We start from the raw sequence: 25,699 nt of genomic DNA on the forward strand, positions 1-25,699 counted from the left end.
ATGGCGCTGAACAGTTATCGCACTGGCCCGGATGAAAAGGGCCATTTTGGTATTTATGGTGGACGGTATGTGTCTGAGACACTGATGCCGCTCGTAATGGATGTTGAAAAAGAATATCAGAAAGCCATCAAGGACCCAGCTTTTCTAGCAGAGCTGGATGAACTTAACCGAGTTTATATTGGCCGCCCAAGCCCACTTTATTACGCTGAACGTCTTACGGAACATTTAGGCGGCGCCAAGGTTTACTTCAAACGTGAAGAATTGAACCATACTGGTGCCCACAAAATTAACCACGCAATTGGACAGGTACTGCTTGCTAAACGCATGGGTAAAACCCGTGTAATTGCTGAAACAGGCGCAGGGCAGCACGGTGTGGCAACAGCCACCGTTGCAGCACGCTTTGGCCTTAAATGCACGGTCTTTATGGGTGCTGTGGATATTGAACGCCAGAAACCAAACGTGTTCCGTATGAAAATGCTGGGTGCTGAGGTACAGCCCGTTACATCTGGTTCTGCAACACTTAAAGACGCGATGAATGATGCGCTCAGAGACTGGGTGACAAACGTTCACGATACTTTTTATATCATCGGCACCGCGGCGGGCCCACATCCCTACCCAATGATGGTGCGGGATTTCCAGAGCATCATTGGCCGCGAAACCCGTGAACAAATCCTTGATCTTGAAGGTCGCCTGCCAGACAGCCTTGTGGCGTGTATTGGTGGTGGCTCAAACGCGCTTGGTCTTATCCATCCGTTTCTTGATGATCCAGAAGTTGAAGCTTACTGCGTGGAAGCATCAGGCCACGGCGTGGATACAGATAAAAATGCAGCTTCCATCGCGGGCGGCACACCCGGTGTCCTCCACGGTAACCGTACATACCTTCTGCAAAGTGAAGACGGCCAAATTCAGGAAGCTCACTCTATCTCGGCAGGCCTTGATTATCCGGGCATTGGGCCAGAGCATGTATGGTTGCATGAGCAAGAGCGCGTACATTATGTATCAGCGACAGATGATGAAGCACTGGAAGCATTCCAGCTTTGCTGTAAGATGGAAGGGATCATCCCTGCCCTTGAATCAAGCCATGCGCTTGCCCACGTAATGAGAATGGCACCAACGCTTCCAAAAGATCATATCATGGTTATGAACCTATCCGGTCGCGGCGACAAAGATATCTTCACTGTTGCTGAAGCACTTGGTGAAGAAATTTAAGGGCGGAAATAGTTATGTCTCGTTTAAAGCCTTGTTTTGAAGCCCTTAAAGCTGAAGACCGCGCAGCCTTCGTTACTTACGTGCAGGCTGGTGATCCTAACCGGGAAATCTCGACAGAAATTTTCAAGGGCCTGCCTGCAGCTGGTGCAGATATTATCGAGCTTGGTATGCCCTTCTCTGACCCAGCAGCCGATGGCCCTGCCATTGACCGCGCAGCACAGCGCTCCCTCGCAGCTGGCGCCTCTATGAAGCAAACGCTTCAAATGGTGCGTGAGTTCCGCGAAGAAAACGATAGTACACCAATTGTACTAATGGGGTACTTTAACCCGGTATATGCATATGGTGTTGAGCGCTTCTGCTCAGATGCTGCTGAAGCTGGTGTTGATGGTTTGATCGTGGTTGACCTGCCACCTGAAGAGGATGATGAACTACGTATTCCAGCAAATGCAAAAGGCATTGATATTATCCGCCTTGCGACACCAACATCTGATGATGAACGCCTTCCTGCGGTTCTAAACGGCGCCAGTGGGTTTGTTTATTATGTAGCGGTTGCTGGTGTAACCGGCGGGAAATCTGCAACTGCTGATGATATTGGTACTGCAGTTCAGCGTATTAAATCACATACAGGCTTGCCAGTTGCCGTAGGATTCGGTATCCGCACCCCTGAACAGGCGGCTGCCGTGGCGGCAAGGGCTGATGCCGCTGTTGTTGGATCAGCAATCGTTGATCTGATTGAAGCAGGCATAAATGATGATGGCACCATCCGTGATGGTGTAGTACAAGAGGTTCTGGACTTCACCCGCGAATTAGCGGATGGTGTTAAGAGCGGACGTTAAGTAGAGAAAGGGTGGTCTCATGAGCTGGCTCACCAACTATGTAAAACCGAAACTTCAAAAAGTGCTGAATGCACGGGAAACGCCAGATAACCTTTGGCACAAGTGTAAAAACTGTGGACAGATGATTTTCCAGAAAGAATTCATCGCGAACCAATATGTTTGCGCGCACTGTGAACATCACGACCGTGTACCGCCAAAAGATCGTTTCGATGCTCTCTTCGATAACGCCAATTACACACTTCTTGATCTTCCAAAGGTGAAGATTGATCCACTGAAGTTCAAAGATACAAAAAAATATACTGACCGCCTTAAAGCAGCGCGCGCATCAACTGGCGATGAAGATGCAATCAAAGTTGGTGTTGGTAAAATCGGCGGCCAGGAAGCTGTTGTTGGTATCCAGAACTTCTTCTTCATGGGTGGCTCTATGGGGATGGCGCTTGGTGAAGGCATAATTGCTGGCGCCAAAGAAGCACTGCGCCTTGGCCTCCCGTTTGTGATGCACACAGCCTCTGGCGGCGCACGTATGCAGGAAGGTATTCTGTCTCTTATGCAGATGCCGCGTACAACAGTTGCCCTCCAAATGCTTCGTGATGCTGGCCTACCGTACATTGTGGTTCTAACAGATCCAACAACCGGCGGTGTTTCTGCATCATATGCGATGCTTGGTGATATTCAGATTGCAGAGCCGGGTGCGATGATCGCTTTCTCTGGCCCTCGTGTGATTGAACAAACAATCCGTGAGAAACTACCTGATGGTTTCCAGCGTGCAGAATACCTACGTGAACACGGTATGGTGGATATGGTAGTACACCGCCATAACATGCGTGAAGAACTTGGTAAGGTTTTGTCGCTATTAATGGGCGGTAGAAACGTTAAAGCAGCCGCTGAGTAATCTCAGCACTAGTGGTGCCGAGTTTAAATGACAACAGATCAATCACGGTATGATACTTCCGCGTCAGATGCTGTTCTGGCGCGGCTGATGAAGCTTCACCCAAAGCTGATTGATCTCTCGCTTGACCGGATGCACAGCATCCTTGAAGCGCTCGGCAATCCTCAAGATAAACTTCCTCCTGTTATCCATGTTGCTGGCACAAACGGCAAAGGCTCCACCACAGCTACCATTCGCGCTATTGCAGAAGCTGCGGGCCACCGCGTGCATGTTTATACATCTCCTCACCTCGTGCGCTTTGCCGAACGTATTCGCATTGCAGGCAAAATTATTGAAGAAGATGCTCTTACAGAGCTTTTAGAACGCTGCGAAGAAGCAACAGGTGGTGAACCTATCACTTTCTTCGAAATCACTACCGCCGCGGCCCTTCTAGCCTTCTCTGAAACACCCGCTGATCTTTGCATACTCGAAGTGGGCCTTGGCGGCAGGTTAGATGCCACCAATGTTGTGGCAAAGCCGGCTTGTACGGTAATTACCCCTATCAGCATTGATCACGAACAATTCCTAGGCGACACCATCACTGCAATTGCAGGTGAAAAAGCTGGCATCATCAAAGAAGGTAGCCCCCTTGTGGTAGGACCTCAGCCAAAAGATGCGCTTACCCGCATTAATGAAATTGCCGCTGCACGAAATGTAAAACCACTCCACTGCGATGAAGCATGGCACGCCGAAGCTATTAAAAACGGGGAAGGTTTCCTGTTTGAGGATTGGAAAACAGTTTTAAGCCTGCCGTCACCAAACCTCGCTGGCGACCACCAGATTTTAAATGCTGCCACGGCTATCGCCGCACTGCACGCACAAAAAGCCGTACATATTCCTGATGCCGCTATTAAAGCAGGACTTGGCTGGGTACGCTGGCCTGCACGCATGGAAAGCCTGAACGGCAGCAGTCTGCACAAGATACTCCCTGAAGAGGCCGACCTATGGCTTGATGGTGGCCATAATCCTGCTGCCGCACGTATTATCAAAAGCCACCTAAGAAAACTTGATCCTGTTGAAAAATCAGTAACCCTTATTCTCGGTATGATGGGAACAAAAGATGCGGCAGGATATTTGAAATCTCTCTCAGGTGTTATTGACCGCGTCATCGCCGTTGCAATCCCCGGTGAAGAAAATACGGCAGAGCCTTCCTTCCTGGCCGCAGCAGCAACAGATATTGGTATCAGTGGTACCATCGCTAAAGATGTAGAAAGCGCACTGAAAATGGTCGCCAACCAACCGGATCTAAACCGCAAGCAATTTGTACTCATTGGCGGTTCACTTTACTTGGCTGGCCATGTCCTTCGTGAAGCAGAGCTTTATCCAGAATAGTTATAAAACTTCTGCAAGCTCGAGTATCTTGCCCACTGAACGCAAGTTCCTCGCGGTAACAGGTACGCCGAGCAGACGCTCGAGTTTCTCGGCAAGCTTGGATCGGCCAATACCTTTTGGTGCATAAAAATAAAATGTATTACCCTCAAACTGAAACTCTTCAGTATCTGCCTGCAGTTCCTTCATTTTATCAAAGTTCGGCGCATCAGGCTCTCGTTCTAAAAAGCAGATCATCAGCGTTTTGGGATCATCTTCAGCTTGAGGAAATGGATTGTCAGCAAACTTTTGCCGAAACTCTTCTCGTTTCAACACCATAATTTGCGGCAAGAAACCGAATGTACGTTCAATCGCTTTACCCACTGCTTGCTTGATAGCTTCTGCACTTGTTTCAGGCGCATTAAAAACGGCATTTCCACTCTGGATATAAGTTTTCACACCTTTGTACCCAAGTTCCTCAAGCATGACCTTGAAGTCTTTCATAATGATGGTGTTATTTTTGCCACCGCCAACGTTCACACCGCGAAGCAGCACAATCCAAACTGTCATACGTCCACCGATCCGCAAACAGGATTATCTTTATGATAGTTATCTACCATATGCTGCACAGATGCTTTGATCAGTTCCTCGAGTACATCCATATCAACATCTTCAAGCTTGTTTACATAAAGACAGCTTTTCCCGGTTTTATATTTCCCGAGCTTGGACATTAATTCTTCATACCTACCGAAACCCGGCATGATATATAGGGTAAGTGATGTTTTTCTGGGGGAAAAACCAGTGATCATCCATGTACCCGTACGGCCAGTAGGGTATTTATAATCATAAGACCCATACCCAACGATAGAAGAACCCCACATTTTAGCGGGCCATCCGGTAATACGGTCAAACACTTCCTTGATAACAAACGCATCCTCGCGGCGTTTTTTATGCTCAACAGCTTCCAAAAATGCCTCAACACTCGCGTCATTTTCTTTGGTTTTCAGTTCCGCCATTTCCGCCTCCCATTTTCGCTGAAAATACTATCTGGAAACCGTCTTCCAATAAAGAGGTAACCCAAAAACAAAAAAGGCACCCAATAGGTGCCTTCTAATTCGCTAAGAGTTCTAATCTCTATTAGAGCGACTGATTAATCCAAGCTTCAAGCTGTGCTTTTGGCTTTGCACCCATTGTTGTTGCAACAGATTCGCCACCTTTAAAAATCAGCATTGTTGGGATGGAACGCACACCAAAGCTTGTTGGAGTTTCTGGGTTCTCATCAATATCCATCTTAGCGATTACAATATCATCACGGCCATTGGAAATTTCTTCCAGAACGGGGCCAATCATTTTACACGGGCCACACCACTGTGCCCAAAAGTCAAGAAGAACTGGCTTGTCTGATTCTAGTACAAGCTCTTTAAAGTTCGCATCAGTTACTGTGATAGTAGCCATTGGTACAATCTTTCTGTTTGTGCATACGCATCATAAAAACTCGCCCTTCAGGGCCTTGGTTTCATAAAGTAAGTACCCGACCCCTCAGGGTCAAGGTTTAGTAACAGAGCCGTGAATATTTCTATATATTGTAATATTTAAACACTATTCAGGGCTGCATCTAACATAGGTTTGGGCAGTTCCATCAAGCGTGATGCGTCTGTCCACAATAAGGCCCCTCGTACTATTTTACCTCTATAAATACCTTCCAGAGCTTTGACATAAAGCGCCATCTGCCGCACATATACCCGCTGTACATCTTCAACACGCACCGGCGGCGGGCGATTGGTTTTATAGTCCACCACCAGCACTTCATTTTGAGTTACCACAAGTCTGTCAACCTGCCCTGAAATCGCTCGACCAGCCACGATACCAGCAATTGGAACTTCTGCTTTGCTGCCCCAAGTAAAGAGCGCACTGAAACTCTCATCACTCAGGATATGATTAACTTCCTGCCAAAGCTGTTCATGCTGAACATTAGTAAGGTCTCCTGCCGTGCGCTTCAAATATCTGTAAGCCGCTTCTTCTCGATCAACGACAGGTAAATCAGGTAGCCATTGCAAGAGGGCATGAATATATCTGCCGCGCTGGAAGCGCTTCTCATCTGTCCGCACCAAGGGGCTGGAAACCGATGGTTCTTCCTCTGGCTTTGACGGCGCAAGCGGCTTTGGTGGCACAGGTTCTTCAGGCATTATATCAAACAGCCAATCAGGTGCTGCTTGCTCCACAGCCGTATCCTGCTTCAGCTCCTTTGCAAATACTTCAAGTGTTTGAGGAACCTCATAACGCAGAACTTCAATATCACCCGCTTGCACCTTCTCAGCGCCAAGCCTGTGGAAACCTTCTTCAATTGCAACTGCCCAGCAGTCATCAGACGGTTCATCGCGCCCCTGCCAGCCTGCAATATAAAGTCTGTCTTCGGCCCGTGTCAGTGCCACGTAAAGAAGTCTGCGATATTCAGCAAGCTGCCTATGCTTCACATCTGCCTTCATACTATCCACAAGCGGAAGCCCCTTTGCGGGTGAGGTCCAGAACGGGATAGGACTGCCCCCTGTTGCGCTTTCTAGAGGAAGAAGACGAGTATCTCGGGTTACATCAGGCAAACCAACAAGATCAGACAAAAACACGATAGGAGCCTGAAGGCCCTTTGCGCTATGCGCTGTCATGATCCGTACATTATCGCCAGCGGCTTCAAGGTCGCGCTTGATTTGCATACCACTATCATCCACCGCCTTCACAAAGGCCTGCATGGACGCCGCACTTGTAAGCTCAAACCGTAGGGCTTCTTCAAGCAATTCATCAACCGGATCATGAATATCCTCACCCAGGCGCGATACCAGCATTTTCCTGCCGTCCAAATCGGTCAATAGATAACTGAAAAACTCAAAGGGTGTTTTCAGGTCTACCGCATTAAGGAGTTTGGTCAAAAGTGTAGCAGCACGAGCAAACTTGGGTTCCTTCGCCTTGGCAAGAAGTGCATTCCAAAGAGATGCCTTTCTGCCGTATGCCAGTTCGAACAGCGCATCATCATCAAACCCGACAAACGGGCCTTTCAGCACTGTTGCAAGGCTCAGATCATCCCTCGGCTGCAAGACAAAACGGGCAAGTACAAGAAGGTCCATCACTGCAAGTTCTTCCGTAAGCACCATACGGTCTCGCCCCGCAACCGGGATACGGAGGCTTTTGAACGCTTTCACGAGATGATCCACAAACCCTGTGCGCCTGCGCACAAGCACCAGTACATCACCAGCACGGACCGGACGACCTTGACTTTCAAGTAGTTCACCGCTGGTGATCATGGCCTTCACCCGGCGTGCAATTCGCCAAGCGGTGCGTTCTTCCGCGTCATCTACGCTTTCCTGCGTAAGCGGCAGCGCCCATTCAGGTGTATCTTCTTTCGCTGTAGATTGCGGTGCTTCAAGCGGCCACATTTCCACAAGGCCACCATGCCCTTTGCGGATAAAATCATGTTTCACGTCTTCATTATCGGGCGAAAGCCCGATAGATGCACGGTGCTCACGTTCAAACACTTTATCAACAAGGCTAAGCACTGCTTCCCCTGATCGGAACGAGAGATTTAGCGGCACATTATCCGCATACATGCCTGCTTCATAAGCTTGACGGAACACCCGATCTCTTGCTGCGATAAATTCTTTTGGATCAGCACGCTGGAAAGAGAAAATAGATTGCTTTGCATCGCCTACTGCGAAAAGCGTGCGTACTTTATCTGTTGTACCTTCACCAGCAAAAAACTCAGCCGCTAGCGCCTCTACTACACGCCACTGGTCACGGTTGGTATCCTGTGCTTCATCCACCAGAATATGCTCAACCTCAGCATCCAGTTTAAAAAGCACCCACGGTGCGATATCCGCTCGCCTGAACAACCCCACGGTTTTCTGGATCATATCATCAAAATCCACAAGCCCCCGTTCGGACTTCAGAAAATGGTACCGTGCAAGCTGAGAAGACCCAAGCTTCAAGAGTGATGCAGTCGCCGCCGCAGCTTTCAGCCGGAGCATAGTGTCTGCAATATGAATTAGGCGTCGTTGTTCTTTTTCAATAACATCAATAAGCCCCGGATCGCCTTCCACCGTTTTCTTATTAGCAACTCGAGCGCGAGCTTCGTCCTTAGCCGTTAGGAAAACAAGCTTGTATTCACCAAATAACTGCTCACGCTTTGCCGTATCGGCATTGATAAAGGCGCAGAGTGCATCGCCTTTTTTCGCTTCCGCAGCGCTCCCTTCAAGCATTGCCATGCCGAGTTTATGAATGCCGTTTGTATCAAACACCTGATTATCAAGTGCTGATTTCACAACGCGCGAAGGGCTATCCCCCGGCGTGACCTCCAGCGCTCTATAAAGCGCTGCGATAAGTCCATCAATACCGCCATATTCTGCTTCAGCACGGCTCAGCGTCGCTGCCTCGAATGACAGGCGATCAATCACTTCATCGAAAGTGTTTTCAGTAACCAGTTTTGCAACATCGGAAAGTGCGTCTTGTAGATCTTTGTTTCGAGGTTTACGGGTAGCTGCCAGCATCTGATCTTTAGCCCCCGCCATAAGATCTCGGGCTTCGGCTTCATCCACACCTTCAAAACCTGGGGCCATACCTGCCTCAAGCGGGAAACGTCCAAGAAGAGACTGGCAAAAGCTATGGAATGTCTGGATCTGAAGTCCAGGAGAAAGATCGAGCACTTCAGCGAACAACTGCCGTGCACGTACGAGCATCTCTTCATCCGCATGCTCTTCAGTACGGCGATTAATTTCTTCGCTTAGCTCCTCATCAGACATCAAGGCCCAACGGCCTAACTCTTCGAAAATACGGTTTGTCATCTCCGCAGCAGCAGCTTTGGTGAAAGTGAGGCAAACAATATTTTCAGGCCGTGTGCCTGTGAGCATTAACCGCAAAACACGCGCAGTCAGTACATGGGTTTTCCCGGTCCCTGCCGATGCCCCCACCCAGGCGGTAAGATCAGGTGTTGTAGCGCGAGCCTGTTCATAGGTCATCCGGGGTTTAGCCATCAGACTTCTCCCCTAACGCGCCCCTCAAATTATCTTCAGGATTTTCGCTACCACGCCACTCCTTGGCCCGCGCCAGATGATCATAATCCCCGTACCCTGCCTCGCTTGGGCGTGGGTTGGATAGATAAGGCGTTCCCTCATTACTAAAAGCTTCTACAAGGCGTCTGAGACCGTCTTCCGCTGCCCAAACAGCATGTTCAATATCTTTGATAGGCTTCGCCTGCCGCTGGATAGGGTCACCGCCCTTCAGTTCCCAGAAAATAAGGTCTTCCACCGCACTTGCGGTGATACCGTCAAAGCCACCTACTTCAGCGAGCCATGCCTCAAGCGGCAACTGAGGAGCAAATCCCGCCGCGACACGCTTGGCTGTTGGAATATTACCTGTTTTATAATCAATGATTTCCAGCTTGCCGCTCTCTTTCACCCGGTCAATACGGTCCGCTTTGGCAAATACTTTGAAATCTGTATGCGGAACTGTTGCTTCCCCCCAGCCTTCCACCAGAGCCACTTCATGAGACTTTTGGCGCTTTTCCTCATTGGCTACAAACCATTTGGCGATATGCTCAAACCGGGGCCACCAGAATGCATAAACGGCGGGTTGGGTAATCACTGGTTCGAATACACGACGCCCCACAGCAACAAGGCGCTTCAAGCCTTCATCACCGTATTTAGCACCTTTCTCTTTCAGAAACAGTTCAAGTGCTTCGTGAAGAAGTGTACCTTTCTGTGCCGCGTTTGGTCTGTCATCCACAGGATCAAGCGTTCTAAAGCCCAGTATCTGTTTTGCATACAAACCGTATGGGTCACGCATCCACTGTTCCACCTGCGTAACAGATAAGCGTTTAGGTCGCGCTTCAAATGGTGGTTTCGGGGCTGGCGCGGGAACAGGCTTGGTTTCTGTTTTGGCAAGCAAACCTGCCCACTGAACATATTTCTCAGCTCGCGGTATCTCGCGCCCGGCAAGCGCTTCTATACGGAACCACCAACGGCTCGGCACTGTTGGGGAACCGTCTACTTTTTCGGCGCGCGTGAGGTAAACCTTACCTCCCGATGCAGCCTGCATAAAATCATGAGCTGATTGCCCCATACGTCGCTCAAGTGGTGGCAAACCATACTCTCGGCGCATCTGACGGTTCATCCAGCTGTTAGCTTTAATCTCACCGGGCCACACGCCTTCATTCAAGCCACCCAATACCATCACATCTGCACGCTGCAAACGCGCCTCAAGCGGACCCCATATGCTTAACCGCGGGTGTTTACGCCATACGGGGCGGACCATTGCAGGCGACAGCATTTCAGCGAACAACGGAGCATAGCTTTCCGCAGAAATCTCCTTCAGGTCAGCCGTCTGCTCAATATGTTCTGCAAAACTATCCGCAAGCGCCAGTCCTGCTTCTCCCCGCCACAAGGCATCACTGCCTGTCTCTGTATCATTAGCTGCTAGCATTTCTGCGCATTCAATATGCGCTCTTAAAAGCTCAGAAAGGGAAGCATCACTATCAAATGCGCCAAGAAGCGGCAAAAATGCATCCAGCGCTTCTTCAAGGAGTGGAATATCATCTTTCTGGAAACCATTACGGTCATCTTCCGCAGCAGCCGACGCGCGTTTCAAAAGGCCATCAGCGCCGCCTGCAGGCCTAACTCCTCTGAGCACGCCATGATCTAACCGATGGACAAATTCGAGATATTCTTGTCGGGACCGACCAAGGGAAACCAATGGATGCTGTAACACCGCCAAAAACGGTACAGGTGCCAAACGGTCAGAAACAGCGGTTGCTATTAAACCAAACAAGCGCCCCGGCACTGTATTTAAAGCACGGTCACCACCGGAATCGTCAATATCAATTCCCCAACGGCCAAGGCTTGCGCGCACATGCCGTGCTAGCTGGCGATCAGGTGTTACAAGCGCTGCGGTTTTACTTGGTTCTTCCAGCACCTCACGCATCAGAACAGCGATGCTATCCGCCTCCTCACGACGGGTTGGTGCAACAATAGCGTCGATACCAGCAAAGAGTTCTTCAGTGGGTTTGTCTCTGTAATCCATTTGCCGCCAATTGCGGGTCAGTGCAGCAGGGAGCAATGCATCCCTGAAAAACTTACTACGCCCATAATTGGCATCTAAGAGATCATGTGGCCATAGTTCAATCTCGTGCCGTGAAGCACCCATTGTTTCCAACAGGTTCTTCATCGCTGTTTGCGGATGGGTAGGGTCAATCAAGTCCCAGCATTCATCACTCGCTATGTGATCTACTCCGGGTAGAATGACCATGCCTTCCGGCAATCGCGCCACCACAGACAACAGTTCTGCTGTGGCAGGAATAGAACCTGTAGAACCCGCTGCAACGAGCTTACCTTTAGGCGGATTTTCCTGCCAGACCGATGCAAGCATACGGAGGAGTGCATCTCTACGCACTACGGGATTAATCGCCCCTTCTGCTTCAAGAATAAGCGGCCAGGCTTCAGTTACAATTTTTAAAAACTGCAGCGTGATATCCCAATGCTCAGAAAGACTTTCCGGTACAAGTTCAGCAAGAGTTTCATAACTCAAGTTTTCCGTATCCACCTGATCCATAAATTTCGCTAGTTCTTCCGCAAGTCGCCAACCTTGCGCAGGCGCTAGTTTTTCACCAAAACCACCCCACGCCATAACTTGTCGCATCAACAGAGTTTGTCGCCTTGCAGATGTAATGGCAGGCAAGATATCAGATGGATCAACAGTCATCCCTGCACCTAGGAAGTTAATCTCCTCTTCGTCTACATCTCCAATGGGCCGCATCACAGGCAACAGTGTCGTACGGTGTTCAAGGAGCCGAAGGAAAGCATCCTGCAATGAACGTTGCGCCCTGCGGTTGGGCACCAATACCGTGATCTCAGCTAATCCTGTAGGATCACCACCTACCATCTTAAGCAAGCCGCTTGCGAGTGCATCAACAAACGAAACGGAAGGATCAACCGTATATATGGTGGGTGAAGAAGCCACGTATTATGCCGCCCCCAGTTCTTTTAGCTTCTCTTCTGCTTCCTTGACTGCCTCAGGCGTGCCTACATGCATCCACGACCCATCTATCACAAGGCCATAAAGCCGACCATGTTGTGCAGCCTTTCTAAATATTTCTACATTAGAAAATGCGCCATCAGGCGTACCTTCATACATTTCGGGTTTTACGATCTGCACACCTGCATACATATTTGAGGCAGTGCTCGCCTCTCCGAGGAATTCAATCGAGAAAGCGCCCTCACCTGCACCTAGAAAATCACCTACACCATCATAGCCAAGCGCTTCATCGGTGGGTACGAGCAAGAGAAGTACATCCATTTCTTCGGGATTCCAATGCTCTGCCAAACGGTCAATATTGCTTTCGTCTTTATCTATCCAGAGGGCGTCACCGTTCATTACCAAAAACGGTTCATTTCCGAGTTTTGGCAGCGCTTTTTTTACACCACCACCTGTTTCCAAAAGCTCACCACGTTCATCAGATACCTCGACAAACCCATCGGATGTATAGGGCGCCAAATGATGTTCAAGCATACCTGCTAGATGGTGAACATTTATGATCACTTTCTCAATTCCAGCCTGTTCAGCATGAGCAAGAAGCCTATCTACGAGTGAGATACCGTTAACGAGCACCATTGGCTTCGGCATTTGTTCAGATAACTCGCGCATGCGCGTACCTTTTCCGGCTGCCAAAATCATTGCTGTTTGAAGCTTGGTCATCATTATTCGTCCAACGCCATTATCGTATTATCATCACTTGTAATCGTTACAGTCCGAGCTTCATCATCGCCTTGCTGCCCGCCAATTTTCTCAGCACGAACAAGGGAGATTTCGGAAGCTTCCTGAAGCCATTCTTCTGGCAAACGGTCGGGCCACTCTATCAGCATCACCGCTTCCGTCCGTTCATCATCAAGCCCTAAATCATATACTTCTTCTGGATCATGTAATCGGTACAAATCAGCATGATACACGGGATAGTCAGGGCCTTCATATGCCTGCACAAGCGTAAAGGTTGGACTTGGTACTTCTGCCTCAGGACTATCAAGAAGAGATCGAATAAAAGCGCGTGCAAAGGTGCTTTTCCCCGCTCCTAGATCTCCGGTTAGGGCAAACAGATCGCCCGGTTTTGCGATTTGCGCTAATTTAGCTGCAAGTCCCTCTGTTTCTGTTTGGGAATTACAATGAATTTTAATTTGAGCCATAACTGCTTAGCTTAAGAAGGTTGTTTTCGCGGAAGGGTACAGCTGAGCGCCAATCCTTCTTCGCCGAATGGTTCTAATGAAATTGACCCGCCATGCAACTGAACAATACTACGTACAAGCGCCAGATCCAGACCTGTCGCGTTCCTGCCGCCCGGGGTAGCACCCATTTCAACAGCCGAAATAAGCCTGTCCCGCTCCCGCTGTGCGAGGCCAGAGTCTGCATTACTGATAGTCACCTTCACGGTTTCGGTTTCGCCAATCAATTCCATCATGAATTTACCGCCGTATCTGGCAAAGTTCAGCATAGAGGAAACCATATTATAAAAAGCTTGTTTCAGACGGCGCTGATCACCTTCAATTGGCTTGATCGGCGCAGGGATATTCAGCATCAGAATAATGTCTACTTTATGCGCTAAATCCTGCGCCAGTGCCGCAGACTCCTGAAGGGCATCAGCTACATCTACCTGCGAAAGGCTAAGAGCTACTTCTCCTGCTTCAATTACAGCTAGATCAAGAACGTCCGAGATAAGATGTTTCAAGCCATCCGCTGCACTCAAAATATCTTTTACATACTCACCTTGCTGATTGGTAAGATCACCAAAAATGCGCTTATCAAGCAGTTCAGCAAACCCAATAATACTGTTAAGCGGTGTTCTGAGTTCATAAGACATATTGGTGATAAACTCTGATCTTAGTCTGTCCGCTGCCTCAAGTGCATTGGAGCGTTCCCTGAGCGCCTTTTCCACCTGAAAACTATCAGTAACATCGCCCTGGGTAAGCATCATACCCCCATCAGGTAAAGGCGCGAGCGAACATTCGATCACCGTACCTTTTTGCATGATTAAACGGCCATTTTTATGAACCCGTTCAGTGGCCCACACAGCGAGGTTAGAGATGAATTGATTTTCATCCCCAGCCAACTCGTTTCGCCCTTCGATTGCTACTACCAGATCGGAAAGATGCGGACGTCCTGAAATATCATTATCGGCCAAATTCCAAATGCTTTTGAAGGCGGGGTTAGATAGCTCTAATCTACCATCTGTTCCGAACACAGCGATCCCTTCGCGCATATTGTCCAGCGTTTCCTGCTGAACAGCGATAAGCGTATTGTAAGATCGCTCAAGAGCCAACTTATCTGTTACATCCTCAAACAAAATAAGAAGACCGCCCAAGGGATGTGGTTGTGTCACCACTCGGTGGGCTGTTCCATCTGGCAAATGCCACATTTCCTCAAACGGTTCGAGGAGCGAGGTATATTGCTTTAGTAGATTATCCTTCCAAGCCCTGAAATCAGCTTGTTCCGGCAAACGTCTCTTTTCTCGCATCACATCAAGCAGTTCACTATGCGACAGCTCAGATGAAAGACGTTCTTCGGGGATATGCGTAAGGCGTGCGAAAGCGCTATTATAAAATCTGAGAATTTGCCCTGGACCAAAAATTGCTACAGGGCTTCTTAACCGGTTCAATGTTTCTGACTGGCTTTCGAGTACTCTGGCAAGTTCTGAGAGCGCCTCTTCTTCACCTGTCACATCAATGGCAATTGAAAGTACAGTACCACCACTATCGAGAGGGGAATGGGTAACAGCGAATGCTCTTCGTTGCCCTTCGATAACCCCAAACTTACGCTCCCGAACCGCGTGACCATTTTCACGAGCATGATCAAGAGCATTAACACCCGCTCGGCCAAAAAGCTCCAACTTTTCATCAAGTGTTTTTTGCTGAGTTTCTCCATCCACAGCCTTCACATAGGCTTCATTCACTTCCAATATTGCGTTATCGGCACCTCGGATCCATACAGGATAAGGCAAGGTATTGAAAACTCGCGATAAATCCTTCAGCCTCAATTCAAGAGCACGTACGCTTTGTTTTGTAGAGCGCGCTGTATTTTCAAAGGATTCTTCAATCCACATAATGCAATGAGGCCAGCGTGGGTCTTTGCTGTGAAGCCACTGAATATCAATGATAAGGCCTAACTGATCCTTTTGGCGCTCCACTACAAGAGGGCCCGGCAAATCGGCATCTTCCTGCATGCTTGAACGAACAATATTTAAAACATCAGCAGGAAGTCCGGTATCTTCTACTCCCTGCAGATCCTCTAGATTAGTAACAACGCCTGAAATACCAATGAGCGACAATGCACCTGCATCTGCCTGTAGACGACCATCAGGCCAAACCCAGATTGGGTACCTGTGATCAGTTTTAATCATGGTATCAAGGAATTCAGCTAGATCTTGCAGTGAGCTGGCGCGGTCAGTCATTCGACCCGCGCGCCAAAAGGCATAAAGACTTAATGCGACCCAAATTATGCCCACAAGTGTGAACACGATGATCAGGCCTGTATCCATCCAGCTATCAGCGCTCATAAACAGATGCCCTTTACCCCACATCCCGGCACAATACCGGAATGAAGGGAGATTAGCCTTTAACTACCTGCATGGGCAAGAGCAGACAGAAATAACAGCTTATTTTTAAACGCCAAACTCTGATTTCAGAGCGTCAACCAGATCAGTGCGCTCCCAAGAGAAGCCACCATCTTCAGTTGGTGTACGGCCAAAGTGACCATAAGCAGCCGTGCGTTTGTAAATTGCTCGGTTGAGCTGAAGGTGTTCACGAATACCTCGCGGGCTGAGATCAACCATTTCCTGAAGAACCTTAGCAAGTCGGCTAGGGTCCACTTTCGGGTTATCACCCCAAAGATCAACATAAACCGCGAGCGGCTTCGATACACCGATCGCGTATGCAAGCTGTATCGTGCAGTTATTAGCCAGACCTGCTGCCACAACATTTTTCGCCAGATAGCGAGAGGCGTACGCCGCAGAACGATCTACTTTGGTTGGGTCTTTACCAGAGAATGCACCACCACCATGAGGAGCTGCACCGCCATATGTATCCACGATGATCTTACGGCCAGTTAGACCACAATCACCATCAGGGCCACCAATTACGAAATTGCCCGTTGGGTTCACATAGAACTCATCTTCAGGGCACATCCAACCATCTGGGAGCACGCCTTCAACATGTTCACGTACGATCTCACGCAGTGCATCCTGAGAAACACCTTCTTTATGCTGTGTTGACACAACAACGCTGGTAGCACCTACAGGACGACCATCTACATAACGGAGCGTAACCTGGCTTTTGCTATCTGGTTCAAGTTCAGTTGTACCGCTATGACGGGCATCCGCCAGAGATTTCAAAATACGGTGTGAGAAATCAATCGGTGCAGGCATCAGGCTTTCTGTTTCATCACATGCGTAGCCAAACATAATGCCCTGGTCACCAGCGCCTTCGTCCTTGCTGCCAGCTGCATCAACACCAACTGCAATATCTGCGGACTGCTCATGCAGGTAATTTTCAAAAACAGCATTTTTCCAGTGAAAGCCATCCTGTTCGTAACCGATTTCTTTCACTGCATCACGAGCAACCGCTTCAATATCATCAGCTGTAATGCTTGCCGGGCCGCGTACTTCACCAGCTACAACAATACGGTTTGTTGTCACCATAGTTTCAGCAGCAACACGTGCTTCTGGCATCTGGCCTAGATATAGATCAACAATACCGTCTGAAATACGGTCAGCTACCTTATCCGGGTGGCCTTCTGAAACAGATTCACTTGTGAAAAGATATTCACTCATGGGCGTTTCCTTTACTTAAACGTTTCAAGTGGCGACCACCGCTTAGTAGCGGTAGTGCTCCGGCTTGAATGGGCCCGCTACATTGAGGCCAAGATATTTTGCTTGATCTTCTGTAAGTTTTGTTAGCTTTGCGCCAAGCTTGGCAAGGTGAAGTTTCGCTACTTTTTCATCAAGGTGCTTCGGCAGAACATAAACTTCTTTACCGTAGCTTTCAGAATTGTTCCAAAGCTCGATCTGCGCAAGAACCTGATTTGTGAAGCTCGCGGACATTACAAAACTCGGGTGCCCCGTTGCACAACCAAGGTTCACAAGACGACCTTTTGCAAGAACGATCAAACGCTTACCGTCAGGGAAGATAACTTCATCCACCTGCGGCTTCACTTCTTCCCACTTATAATTGTCAAGCGCAGCGATCTGGATTTCACTGTCGAAGTGACCGATGTTACAAACAATCGCACGATCTTTCATTTCGCGCATGTGATCGAGCGTAATGACGTCTTTGTTGCCTGTTGTTGTTACGAAAATGTCACCATGGGAAGCGGCTTCTTCCATTGTTGTCACTTCATAACCTTCCATGGCAGCCTGAAGCGCACAGATCGGGTCAATCTCGGTTACAAGTACACGAGCACCCTGACTGCGCATAGATTCGGCGGAACCCTTACCAACATCACCGTAACCACAAATAACCGCAACTTTACCCGCGATCATCACATCTGTAGCGCGCTTCACACCATCCACAAGGCTCTCACGGCAACCGTAAAGGTTATCAAACTTGGATTTGGTAACACTGTCATTCACGTTAATCGCTGGTACCATCAAACGGCCTTCTTTTGCCATTTCATAAAGGCGAAGAACACCTGTTGTGGTTTCTTCAGAAATACCTTTGATATCCGCCATCAATTCCGGGTAATCATCATGCATGATCTGTGTAAGATCACCACCATCATCAAGAATGATATTTGGCACCCAACCATCAGGGCCTTTAATAGTTTGGTGAATACACCATACTGCTTCTTCTTCTGTTTCACCTTTCCAAGCGAACACAGGAATACCGCTTGCAGCCATAGCAGCCGCGGCCTGATCTTGTGTTGAGAAGATATTACAGCTGGACCAACGTACCTCAGCGCCAAGCGCTGTAAGTGTTTCAATAAGAACAGCTGTTTGAATTGTCATATGCAGACAACCGGCAATGCGTGCACCTTTAAGAGGTTGGCTTTCGCCGTATTCTTCACGCAGAGCCATTAGGCCCGGCATTTCAGTTTCCGCAATATTGATTTCCTTGCGGCCCCATTCAGCCAAAGAAATATCCGCAATTTTATAATCAGTCATGATGGCTCCTGCATACAGAATAACTTTATTCAGCATGTCTTATAACAGCAGAAGCTAAAAAGATAAAGATTTCTTTATATAATGGTTAATTGATACTTAACAAGAAACATTAAGGCTTTGATTTTATTATTCTTCTTCACCAAATAAATCGCTCACAAGAGCGATAAGAGTATCAAGCGCTTGCTGTGCCTGTACACCAGAAGCAGCAATTGTAATGCTATCACCCTTGGCAGCACCCAGCATCATCAATCCCATGATAGAAGTTCCGACAACGCTGTTACCATCTTTGGAAACGTGCACTTTGGCATCAAAAAGTCCGGCTTCTTTAGCAAAGCGGGCTGAAGCGCGCGCGTGCAAACCACGACGATTAGCGATCTGCACTTCATTTGAAATTTCTGTATCGGTCATAAAAGAATCAGGCCCCAAGTACCTGGCTGGCTACATTGATATATTTGATACCTGCATCCTTTGCAGCTTCAACTGCTTCCTGCAGAGAAAGATCAGCCCGAACACTTGCAAGCTTGATGAGCATCGGTAGATTGATACCAGCGACCACCTCTACACGATCTTTTTCAAGAAGCGAAATCGCGAGATTAGAAGGTGTCCCTCCAAACATGTCGGTAAGAAGCACAACACCATCACCTTTATCGGTACCCTTGATAGCATCCATAATATCCTGACGGCGCTTTTCCATATCATCATCGGGACCAATACATATTGCTTTCATCTGATCCTGCGCACCAACTACATGTTCTGTAGCGGCAACAAATTCATCAGCTAAACGTCCGTGGGTTACTAGCACCATGCCTATCATAGGGATTCCTCTATATACTCTACTTACCCAAACGCGGGTTACCTCTTTTCATCACCAATCAACTCCCGGTGATAAAGATTAACAGCCATATTATCGCCTGTTGCGCGTGCGGCAAGTGCTTCCGCTGTTGCCACAGACCGATGGCGTCCACCAGTGCATCCAAATGCAATGGTCAAATATGATTTTCCTTCATCTTTATAGCGCGGCAAAAGGAAATCAAATAGGTCTTCAACCTTGTTTAAAAACGGTGCAAAGCCTTCATCTGCACGAACATAGTTGGAAACTTTTTTATCCCGCCCAGTAAACGGTCGAAGTTCTTCCACATAATGCGGATTCCTGAGAAAGCGCACATCAAGAACCAGGTCCGCATCACGCGGTACACCATTTGAAAACCCAAAGGACATGAAGGTTACAATCAGTTTTGGCTGATTATCTCCAGTAAATCTCCGACGGATAATACGCCTGGTTTCTGCACCTGTGCGAGCACTTGTATCAAGAATACCGTCAATATGATCGCGCACAACCACCATCATCTCACGCTCTTGTTTAATAGCAGCTCTTAGTAATTGCCCCTCACCAAGCGGATGTGGCCTTCGGGTTTCTGAAAACCGCTTCATCAACACTTCGTCTGATGCATCCATGAATAATACATGCAAATATACATCCTCGCGCGTACGAAGTTGCTTGATCGTTCGTACAAAATCTTCCGGTGAGAAGTGCATAGTACGCGAATCGATACCAATCGCGATTGAACCTTCTTCAGTGTCGGTCACCGCGTCACTTACCAATCGAGACACCATAGTAAGCGGTAAATTATCGATTGCCTGAAAGCCAATATCTTCAAAAGCGTGTAAAGCCGCCGATTTTCCAGCACCAGAAAGGCCCGTAACGATCACAAGCTGTCGCTTGCCATCCTTCCCCAATTTTGTATCAGTCACCTGGTCCTCCCCCACCGATACGAGATAAATTCCCCAACGCCAATTCTATTTTAATCGGGGTGGATTGTTCAAATGCATTTAATTTTAAACTGTGAATTTCTGCGCCAAGAATATTTTCGATTTCAACATCTGGAAGTCGGGGCACGTTCAAGGCTGACGTTAAATGCACAATAAGGCGCAAGTACGCACCACCTGTGACAGGCATGGAGACAACTCCTAAACCCCTGATTTCCAAAAAACCTCTAAGTGCTTTTGGTGCCGTGGCATATACACCTTTTCCACGGGGAGTTAAGCAGACTTGATCATCCGATACTAAACATGCCCCACGGTCTATAAGCCTTAACGCTAAATCAGATTTCCCGCTCCCGGATTCACCACACAGCATGACACCACTTCCCGCGATATCAACTACTGTTCCGTGTACTCTCTGCATATCCGATTCCGTTTTTATCCGGAAGCTTTCCCGGAATTTTTACAAGCCAATTGGCAATCGAACCCTGAAACAAGCCCCCAAAACACTGCCTTCTTCATTCATTCGGTTTTCAGCAAATATCTGACCACCATGAGCTTCAATTACCTGCTTACAAATTGACAGGCCTAACCCTGAATGGCTACCAAATTCTTCACTATTTGGTCGTTCCGAATAAAACCTTTTAAAGACTTTGTTTTCAGCGCCTTCGGGCAGTCCAGGGCCTTCATCTTCCACAGTTAAGATAACAAAACGATCTTTATTGCTGAGGCTTACGAAAACAGTGCCGCTTTCAGGGCTGAAACTAAGCGCGTTATCGATAAGATTCCGCCACACCTGTCCAAGGCGACTTTCAATGCCTTTCACAACAAACACATCGGCTTCTTGTTCAGAATACTCAAGCTGGGTGCCATCCTTGCAAGCTGTTGTATGGTATGCGTCTGCAAGCATATTGAGCATAACACCCAAATCAATTCGTGCCATCTTACCTCGGGTGAGTTCCGCATCCACCCGAGACGCATCAGAAATATCAGTGATCAATCTGTCGATGCGCTTTACATCATCCTCGAGGATACCAAACAGTTTTTGCTGCACCTCTGGCTTATCAGTCATCTGAATAGTCTCAAGGGCACTGCGCATACTGGAAAGCGGATTTTTGATTTCGTGAGCCACATCTGCAGCAAATCGCTCCACGCCATCAATTTGCCTGTATAGTGCGCTGGTCATATCAGAGAGTGACCGAGAGAGATCACCAATTTCATCCATACGCTCAGCAAATTCAGGAATACGCTCTTCCTGACCAATGCCGCGCCTTACCCGTTCTGCAGCACGAGCAAGAACTCGAATTGGCCGCACCAATGTTCTGCCGAGAAAGAAGGATAGAAAAATTGTAAAGATTAATGTTCCTAGAAAAATCTTCACCGTCAGCATCTGTTCCGCACGAACAATTTTCTGAATATTCTCGGTTTGAGCCGTGAGAAGCATGACACCCAGTACACGCCTGAAACGCTGAACAGGCACTGCAATGTTAATTACAAGGTTCCCATCTTCACGCACCCGTAACTGAGTTGTAAGCTCTCCTTCGAGAGCCGTTGATACTTCAAGAAAATCACTAGCCCTTACTGAGGGGCGATCAATAGAAGGCGGCACATCTGGTTGACGCGTAAAGCTATCAAGAAATGCATGAAGGCTTTCAGTAATACGTTCCCGAAAACCAGCTCTATAACCAATATTTTCAAGTCGTTCTTCAACAAGCCGTTTATCGCCCGCAAGAAACTGGCTATCCGCAAGCAAGCCGCCATTAGGAGCAAAAAGGCGCGCACGATTTTCCGTAGGACTTACAAGGCGTGTGATAATACCCCGGGCAGGCGCAATATCAATTTCCGTTGATTCCGGGCCAACAGAAGCGCCTTCACCAAGTGCTCCCGCAATAATTTCCGCCTGAATAGTGAGGCTTTCCACTTCCGCTTCAATAAGGTTACGCTGGAATTGGTTCAGGTAAAGAACACTACCTACAAGAATAACAAGCGCCATCACATTCACCGCCATAATGCGGGTCATAAGAGGCGAAAGCCCCCGGGTATAGTGCCGAGGGCGTACAGCTTGGCGATCAGTGTTCGCGGTATTTTGTGGCGTCGATTGCGTAACCGCCTCCTTAAGGCTTATTCTTTATAACGGTAACCAACACCATACAGTGTTTCAATAGCGGTAAAATCATCCGCCACTGCACGGAACTTACGGCGCAGGCGTTTGATGTGGCTATCAATTGTGCGGTCATCTACATATACATCATCAGAATAAGCGGCATCCATCAATTGGTCACGGCTTTTTACGTGCCCTGGATGCTGAGCCAGCGTTTGCAAAATGAGAAATTCTGTTACCGTAAGAGTTACATCTTTGCCGTCCCAAGTTACGCTGTGACGGAGCGAATCAAGCAACAGCTTGCCGCGCACCATCTGGCTTTCTTCTTCCTCTTCAACAGGTATTTCCACTTTATCCTGCTGACGCATTTCAGAACGGCGTAACAAAGCCCGGATTCGTTCGATCAAAAGGCGCTGAGAAAACGGTTTCCCAATATAATCATCCGCCCCCATACGGAGACCAAGAAGCTGATCAATCTCTTCATCCTTGGACGTAAGGAGAATGATAGGCATATCAGTTACTTCCCGAAGTTTCCGAAGAAGCTCCATACCGTCCATGCGCGGCATTTTCACGTCAAGGACCGCTAGATCAGCCGGGTTTTTCGACAAGGCTTCCCAGCCTTTCTGCCCATCAGGATACGTGCGAACACGGAAACCTTCAGCTTCAAGCGCGATTGTAACAGATGTCAGGATATTGCGATCATCATCAACAAGTGCGATGGAATGCGTCATAAAAACCCTCTTATTATTATGTGCCTATCCGTTTGGTACACACTACTCACTTTCAGTCTCTGAGTTAAGCACGATTTACGACAAAATAATGGCGCGGTTGCGCCTTGATTGTGACCTATGTGCAATCATCTGCAACGAAATTTAGAATCCGGTTGATTTTGAAGCTTTTATGAGCATCCTAAGCGGACTCATCCGTTCGTTAGAAACGGAGTATAAAATAAAGGGACCCACCCATAATAAAAACAGGGTTCCGTACGGTTTTATCGGTTGCGATAAAGCAGCCCCAAAAGTTACTGGAAGGAAAGACGTTGCAAGTCTTTGGCGCCTGCTCGAACAGAGTGAGCCTTGATGCTATGGGTATCACAGGCACTGGGAATCAATTTTGGAATTTAGGTACAGAAGCGCTTTATGAAGAAGCTATCAGCCGCGGTGAAGGCAAGATGGCAAAAGGCGGTGCTCTTGTTGTTAAAACAGGGAAGCATACTGGCCGTTCCGCAAATGATAAATTTACTGTTCGTGATGAACATACGGAAAATACGGTTGATTGGGGCAAAGTAAACCGCCCAATGACATCCGAGCAGTTCGATACACTGCACGAAGCATTTCTTGAGCACATCAAAGGTAAAGATGTATTTGTTCAGGATCTATGGGGTGGTTCTGACCCTGAGAACCGCGTTGCGGTTCGCACGATCGGTGAATATGCATGGCACAGCCTTTTCTGCCGCACCATGCTTGTACGCCCGGAAGCTGCTGAACAGCAGGAAATGAACCCGCAGTTCACAATCATCAATCTACCAAGTTTCCGCGCGAACCCAGAGACAATGGGTTGCCGCAGCGAAACAGTGATTGCTGTGAACTTCGCCAAAGGTCTTGTGCTTATCGGCGGTACAGAATACGCAGGCGAGAATAAGAAATCTGTCTTTTCTATCCTTAATTACCTGCTGCCTGAAAAAGGCATTATGCCAATGCACTGTTCTGCCAACATTGGTCCTGACGGTGACGTAGCTATCTTCTTTGGCCTTTCTGGCACAGGTAAAACAACACTTTCAGCTGATAGCAGCCGTACCCTTATCGGTGATGATGAGCACGGCTGGTCAGACGATAGCGTATTTAACTTCGAAGGTGGTTGTTACGCGAAAATGATCCGCCTGTCAGAGGAGGCAGAGCCAGAAATTTACGCAACAACAAAGCGTTACGGCACAGTACTAGAAAACGTTGTTATGGATGAACACACACGTGTGCTTGATCTGGATGACAACACACTGGCTGAGAACACTCGCGGCGCATACCCGATTGATTTCATCCCGAACACATCCGAAAAGAACCGTGGTGGTAAGCCTAAGAATATCATCATGCTAACAGCTGATGCTTTTGGCGTTCTACCTCCTATTTCAAAGCTCACACCTGAGCAGGCGATGTATCACTTCCTAAGCGGTTACACTGCAAAGGTTGCTGGCACAGAGATCGGTGTGAAAGAACCACAGGCTACTTTCTCAACATGTTTCGGTGCACCGTTCATGCCGCGTCACCCAAGTGTATATGGTGATCTTCTCCGTAAGAAAATTGCAGAAACTGGCGTAAACTGCTGGCTTGTGAACACAGGCTGGACAGGCGGCGAATACGGCACTGGTAACCGTATGCCAATTAAAGCAACGCGCGCGCTTCTGCACGCTGCACTTGATGGTAGCCTTAACGATGCGCCAATGCGCAAAGATGAAAACTTTGGCTTTGATGTACCGACAGAAGTTCCTGGCGTTGACACTGCAATCCTTAACCCACGTGATACATGGGCTGATAAAGATGCTTATGATGCAAAAGCTAAGTATCTGGTTGAACTGTTTGTTGAAAACTTCGAAACATTCTCGGATCACGTGGATGATGAAGTAAACGCAGCAGCACCTAAAGTTGCTTAGTTAAAAGCATATGAAATGATTTTAAGCAGAGGCATATTGCCTCTGCTTTTTTTTATCCCGTTGATATCTCTCGCGAACGTGACTGGTGCATAACCAAGGCACACCATAAATCCTCTAAATCCATTAATTAGAGGAGACTATATGTTAAAAAACATCGCCCTGATCATCATGGGCTTAACTTCACTAGAAGCAGTCGCAGATGATCAAACCGTTAATCAACGTGACCCTGCCAAGCTTGCGCAATTTATGAACAACCTTTCCGGTCAGTGGAACTGCGAAGGCGGTACCGCAGGCGGCACAAAAACCGCTGCAACTATTGAGTTTAAAGGCAAGCACAACAACCAAGTTTACACTTTCACACAGGTGGGCACAAAAGGGCATACCAATACGCTTGAAAGTGTCTGGGCCTACGATGCACCAAATCAAAACCTTATCGTGAGCCGCCGTTATATGAGCCCGACGGGCGTTTCTACCGACATGTTCGAAGCTGAGAGCTGGGATGCGACAACTCTTCTGCTGAATGCACGAGAGCTTTGGAGCCCTCTTTTTGCGGAACACCGTTTTCTTTTCCAGATTAATTCCTCTGAAAAGCTCGAAGTAACCTGGGAAGTAAAACGCGGCGAAAACGGCTATAAAATGGGTGATTATCTTTCTTGTAAGAAGTCAGATACATAACACATAAACTAACATGGGCTGTCGGCGCCCATACCCATACACTATCTCAGCATCTTAATGC

At 48.1% G+C, this 25,699-nt stretch carries 22 protein-coding genes; 6 read left to right on the forward strand and 16 right to left on the reverse strand.

Going from position 1 to position 25,699, the window contains the following annotated elements; translation table 11 throughout:
* The 4 genes from trpB to MF542_RS07230 are packed head-to-tail and all read left to right on the forward strand — an operon-like array spanning nt 1 to nt 4,305.
* Nucleotides 1–1,209: a tryptophan synthase subunit beta gene (trpB, locus tag MF542_RS07215; protein ID WP_247017455.1), complete on the forward strand. Its 1,209-nt coding sequence runs from the start codon at nt 1–3 to the stop codon at nt 1,207–1,209.
* A 14-nt stretch (nt 1,210–1,223) separates the two neighbouring features.
* Nucleotides 1,224–2,045 carry a tryptophan synthase subunit alpha gene (gene trpA, locus MF542_RS07220; RefSeq protein WP_247017457.1) on the forward strand — a complete coding sequence of 274 codons (822 nt, stop codon included), beginning with the start codon at nt 1,224–1,226 and terminating at the stop codon, nt 2,043–2,045.
* Between the two features lie 19 nt (nt 2,046–2,064).
* On the forward strand, nt 2,065–2,937 hold the full coding sequence (accD, locus tag MF542_RS07225; RefSeq protein ID WP_247017459.1) for an acetyl-CoA carboxylase, carboxyltransferase subunit beta: 873 nt from the start codon (nt 2,065–2,067) through the stop codon (nt 2,935–2,937).
* A gap of 27 nt (nt 2,938–2,964) precedes the next feature.
* The gene (locus MF542_RS07230) at nt 2,965–4,305 is read left to right on the forward strand and encodes a bifunctional folylpolyglutamate synthase/dihydrofolate synthase (protein ID WP_247017462.1); all 1,341 of its coding nucleotides are present in this window, start codon (nt 2,965–2,967) and stop codon (nt 4,303–4,305) included.
* Here the strand turns inward: MF542_RS07230 and MF542_RS07235 are convergent, their stop codons facing one another.
* The 16 genes from MF542_RS07235 to MF542_RS07310 all read right to left on the reverse strand — a co-directional run bounded on the left by MF542_RS07235 (nt 4,306) and on the right by MF542_RS07310 (nt 23,050).
* Nucleotides 4,306–4,851 carry a DUF1697 domain-containing protein gene (locus tag MF542_RS07235; protein ID WP_247017464.1) on the reverse strand — a complete coding sequence of 182 codons (546 nt, stop codon included), beginning with the start codon at nt 4,849–4,851 and terminating at the stop codon, nt 4,306–4,308.
* Nucleotides 4,848–5,297, reverse strand: coding sequence for a DUF1801 domain-containing protein (locus MF542_RS07240; protein ID WP_247017466.1), 450 nt, complete (start codon nt 5,295–5,297; stop codon nt 4,848–4,850). The genes MF542_RS07235 and MF542_RS07240 overlap by 4 nt, the downstream gene beginning before the upstream one ends.
* Nucleotides 5,298–5,418: 121 nt before the next feature.
* Nucleotides 5,419–5,736: a thioredoxin gene (gene trxA, locus MF542_RS07245; RefSeq protein ID WP_255833807.1), complete on the reverse strand. Its 318-nt coding sequence runs from the start codon at nt 5,734–5,736 to the stop codon at nt 5,419–5,421.
* 137 nt (nt 5,737–5,873) lie between these two features.
* Nucleotides 5,874–9,296 (reverse strand): double-strand break repair helicase AddA, encoded by a 3,423-nt coding sequence (gene addA, locus MF542_RS07250; protein WP_247017468.1) that lies wholly within the window; start codon nt 9,294–9,296, stop codon nt 5,874–5,876.
* A complete protein-coding gene (gene addB, locus MF542_RS07255) occupies nt 9,289–12,276 on the reverse strand; it encodes a double-strand break repair protein AddB (protein ID WP_247017470.1) in 2,988 nt (995 codons plus the stop codon). Before addB ends, addA begins: the two co-directional genes overlap by 8 nt.
* Nucleotides 12,277–12,279: 3 nt before the next feature.
* On the reverse strand, nt 12,280–13,011 hold the full coding sequence (locus MF542_RS07260; RefSeq protein WP_247017472.1) for a nucleotidyltransferase family protein: 732 nt from the start codon (nt 13,009–13,011) through the stop codon (nt 12,280–12,282).
* Between the two features lie 2 nt (nt 13,012–13,013).
* Nucleotides 13,014–13,493, reverse strand: a complete 480-nt coding sequence (gene tsaE, locus MF542_RS07265; protein ID WP_247017474.1) for a tRNA (adenosine(37)-N6)-threonylcarbamoyltransferase complex ATPase subunit type 1 TsaE — start codon at nt 13,491–13,493, stop codon at nt 13,014–13,016.
* 11 nt (nt 13,494–13,504) lie between these two features.
* On the reverse strand, nt 13,505–15,856 hold the full coding sequence (locus MF542_RS07270; protein WP_247017476.1) for a PAS domain-containing sensor histidine kinase: 2,352 nt from the start codon (nt 15,854–15,856) through the stop codon (nt 13,505–13,507).
* Between the two features lie 105 nt (nt 15,857–15,961).
* Entirely contained in the window at nt 15,962–17,128 is a 1,167-nt protein-coding gene (gene metK, locus MF542_RS07275; protein ID WP_247017478.1) for a methionine adenosyltransferase, read from the reverse strand.
* Nucleotides 17,129–17,170: 42 nt separating this feature from the next.
* A complete protein-coding gene (gene ahcY / locus MF542_RS07280; RefSeq protein ID WP_247017480.1) occupies nt 17,171–18,457 on the reverse strand; it encodes an adenosylhomocysteinase in 1,287 nt (428 codons plus the stop codon).
* 126 nt (nt 18,458–18,583) lie between these two features.
* Nucleotides 18,584–18,865 (reverse strand): HPr family phosphocarrier protein, encoded by a 282-nt coding sequence (locus MF542_RS07285; RefSeq protein ID WP_247017482.1) that lies wholly within the window; start codon nt 18,863–18,865, stop codon nt 18,584–18,586.
* 7 nt (nt 18,866–18,872) lie between these two features.
* Complete coding sequence (locus MF542_RS07290; protein ID WP_247017484.1) at nt 18,873–19,271, reverse strand: PTS sugar transporter subunit IIA; 399 nt, start codon at nt 19,269–19,271, stop codon at nt 18,873–18,875.
* Nucleotides 19,272–19,309: 38 nt separating this feature from the next.
* On the reverse strand, nt 19,310–20,209 hold the full coding sequence (gene rapZ, locus MF542_RS07295) for an RNase adapter RapZ (RefSeq protein WP_247017486.1): 900 nt from the start codon (nt 20,207–20,209) through the stop codon (nt 19,310–19,312).
* Nucleotides 20,202–20,642: an HPr kinase/phosphorylase gene (locus MF542_RS07300; RefSeq protein WP_247017488.1), complete on the reverse strand. Its 441-nt coding sequence runs from the start codon at nt 20,640–20,642 to the stop codon at nt 20,202–20,204. Before MF542_RS07300 ends, rapZ begins: the two co-directional genes overlap by 8 nt.
* A 39-nt stretch (nt 20,643–20,681) precedes the next feature.
* Nucleotides 20,682–22,238 (reverse strand): stimulus-sensing domain-containing protein, encoded by a 1,557-nt coding sequence (locus MF542_RS07305; RefSeq protein ID WP_247017490.1) that lies wholly within the window; start codon nt 22,236–22,238, stop codon nt 20,682–20,684.
* Nucleotides 22,239–22,339: 101 nt separating this feature from the next.
* The gene (locus MF542_RS07310; protein ID WP_247017492.1) at nt 22,340–23,050 is read right to left on the reverse strand and encodes a response regulator transcription factor; all 711 of its coding nucleotides are present in this window, start codon (nt 23,048–23,050) and stop codon (nt 22,340–22,342) included.
* Nucleotides 23,051–23,403: 353 nt separating this feature from the next.
* On the opposite strand from MF542_RS07310, the gene MF542_RS07315 reads away from it, so the two are divergent.
* A complete protein-coding gene (locus MF542_RS07315) occupies nt 23,404–24,963 on the forward strand; it encodes a phosphoenolpyruvate carboxykinase (protein ID WP_425531247.1) in 1,560 nt (519 codons plus the stop codon).
* A 141-nt stretch (nt 24,964–25,104) separates the two neighbouring features.
* On the forward strand, nt 25,105–25,638 hold the full coding sequence (locus tag MF542_RS07320) for a hypothetical protein (protein ID WP_247017496.1): 534 nt from the start codon (nt 25,105–25,107) through the stop codon (nt 25,636–25,638).
* Nucleotides 25,639–25,699: the final 61 nt, after the last annotated feature.

This window comes from Kordiimonas laminariae (genome assembly GCF_023008165.1).
Taxonomy (GTDB): domain Bacteria; phylum Pseudomonadota; class Alphaproteobacteria; order Sphingomonadales; family Kordiimonadaceae; genus Kordiimonas; species Kordiimonas laminariae.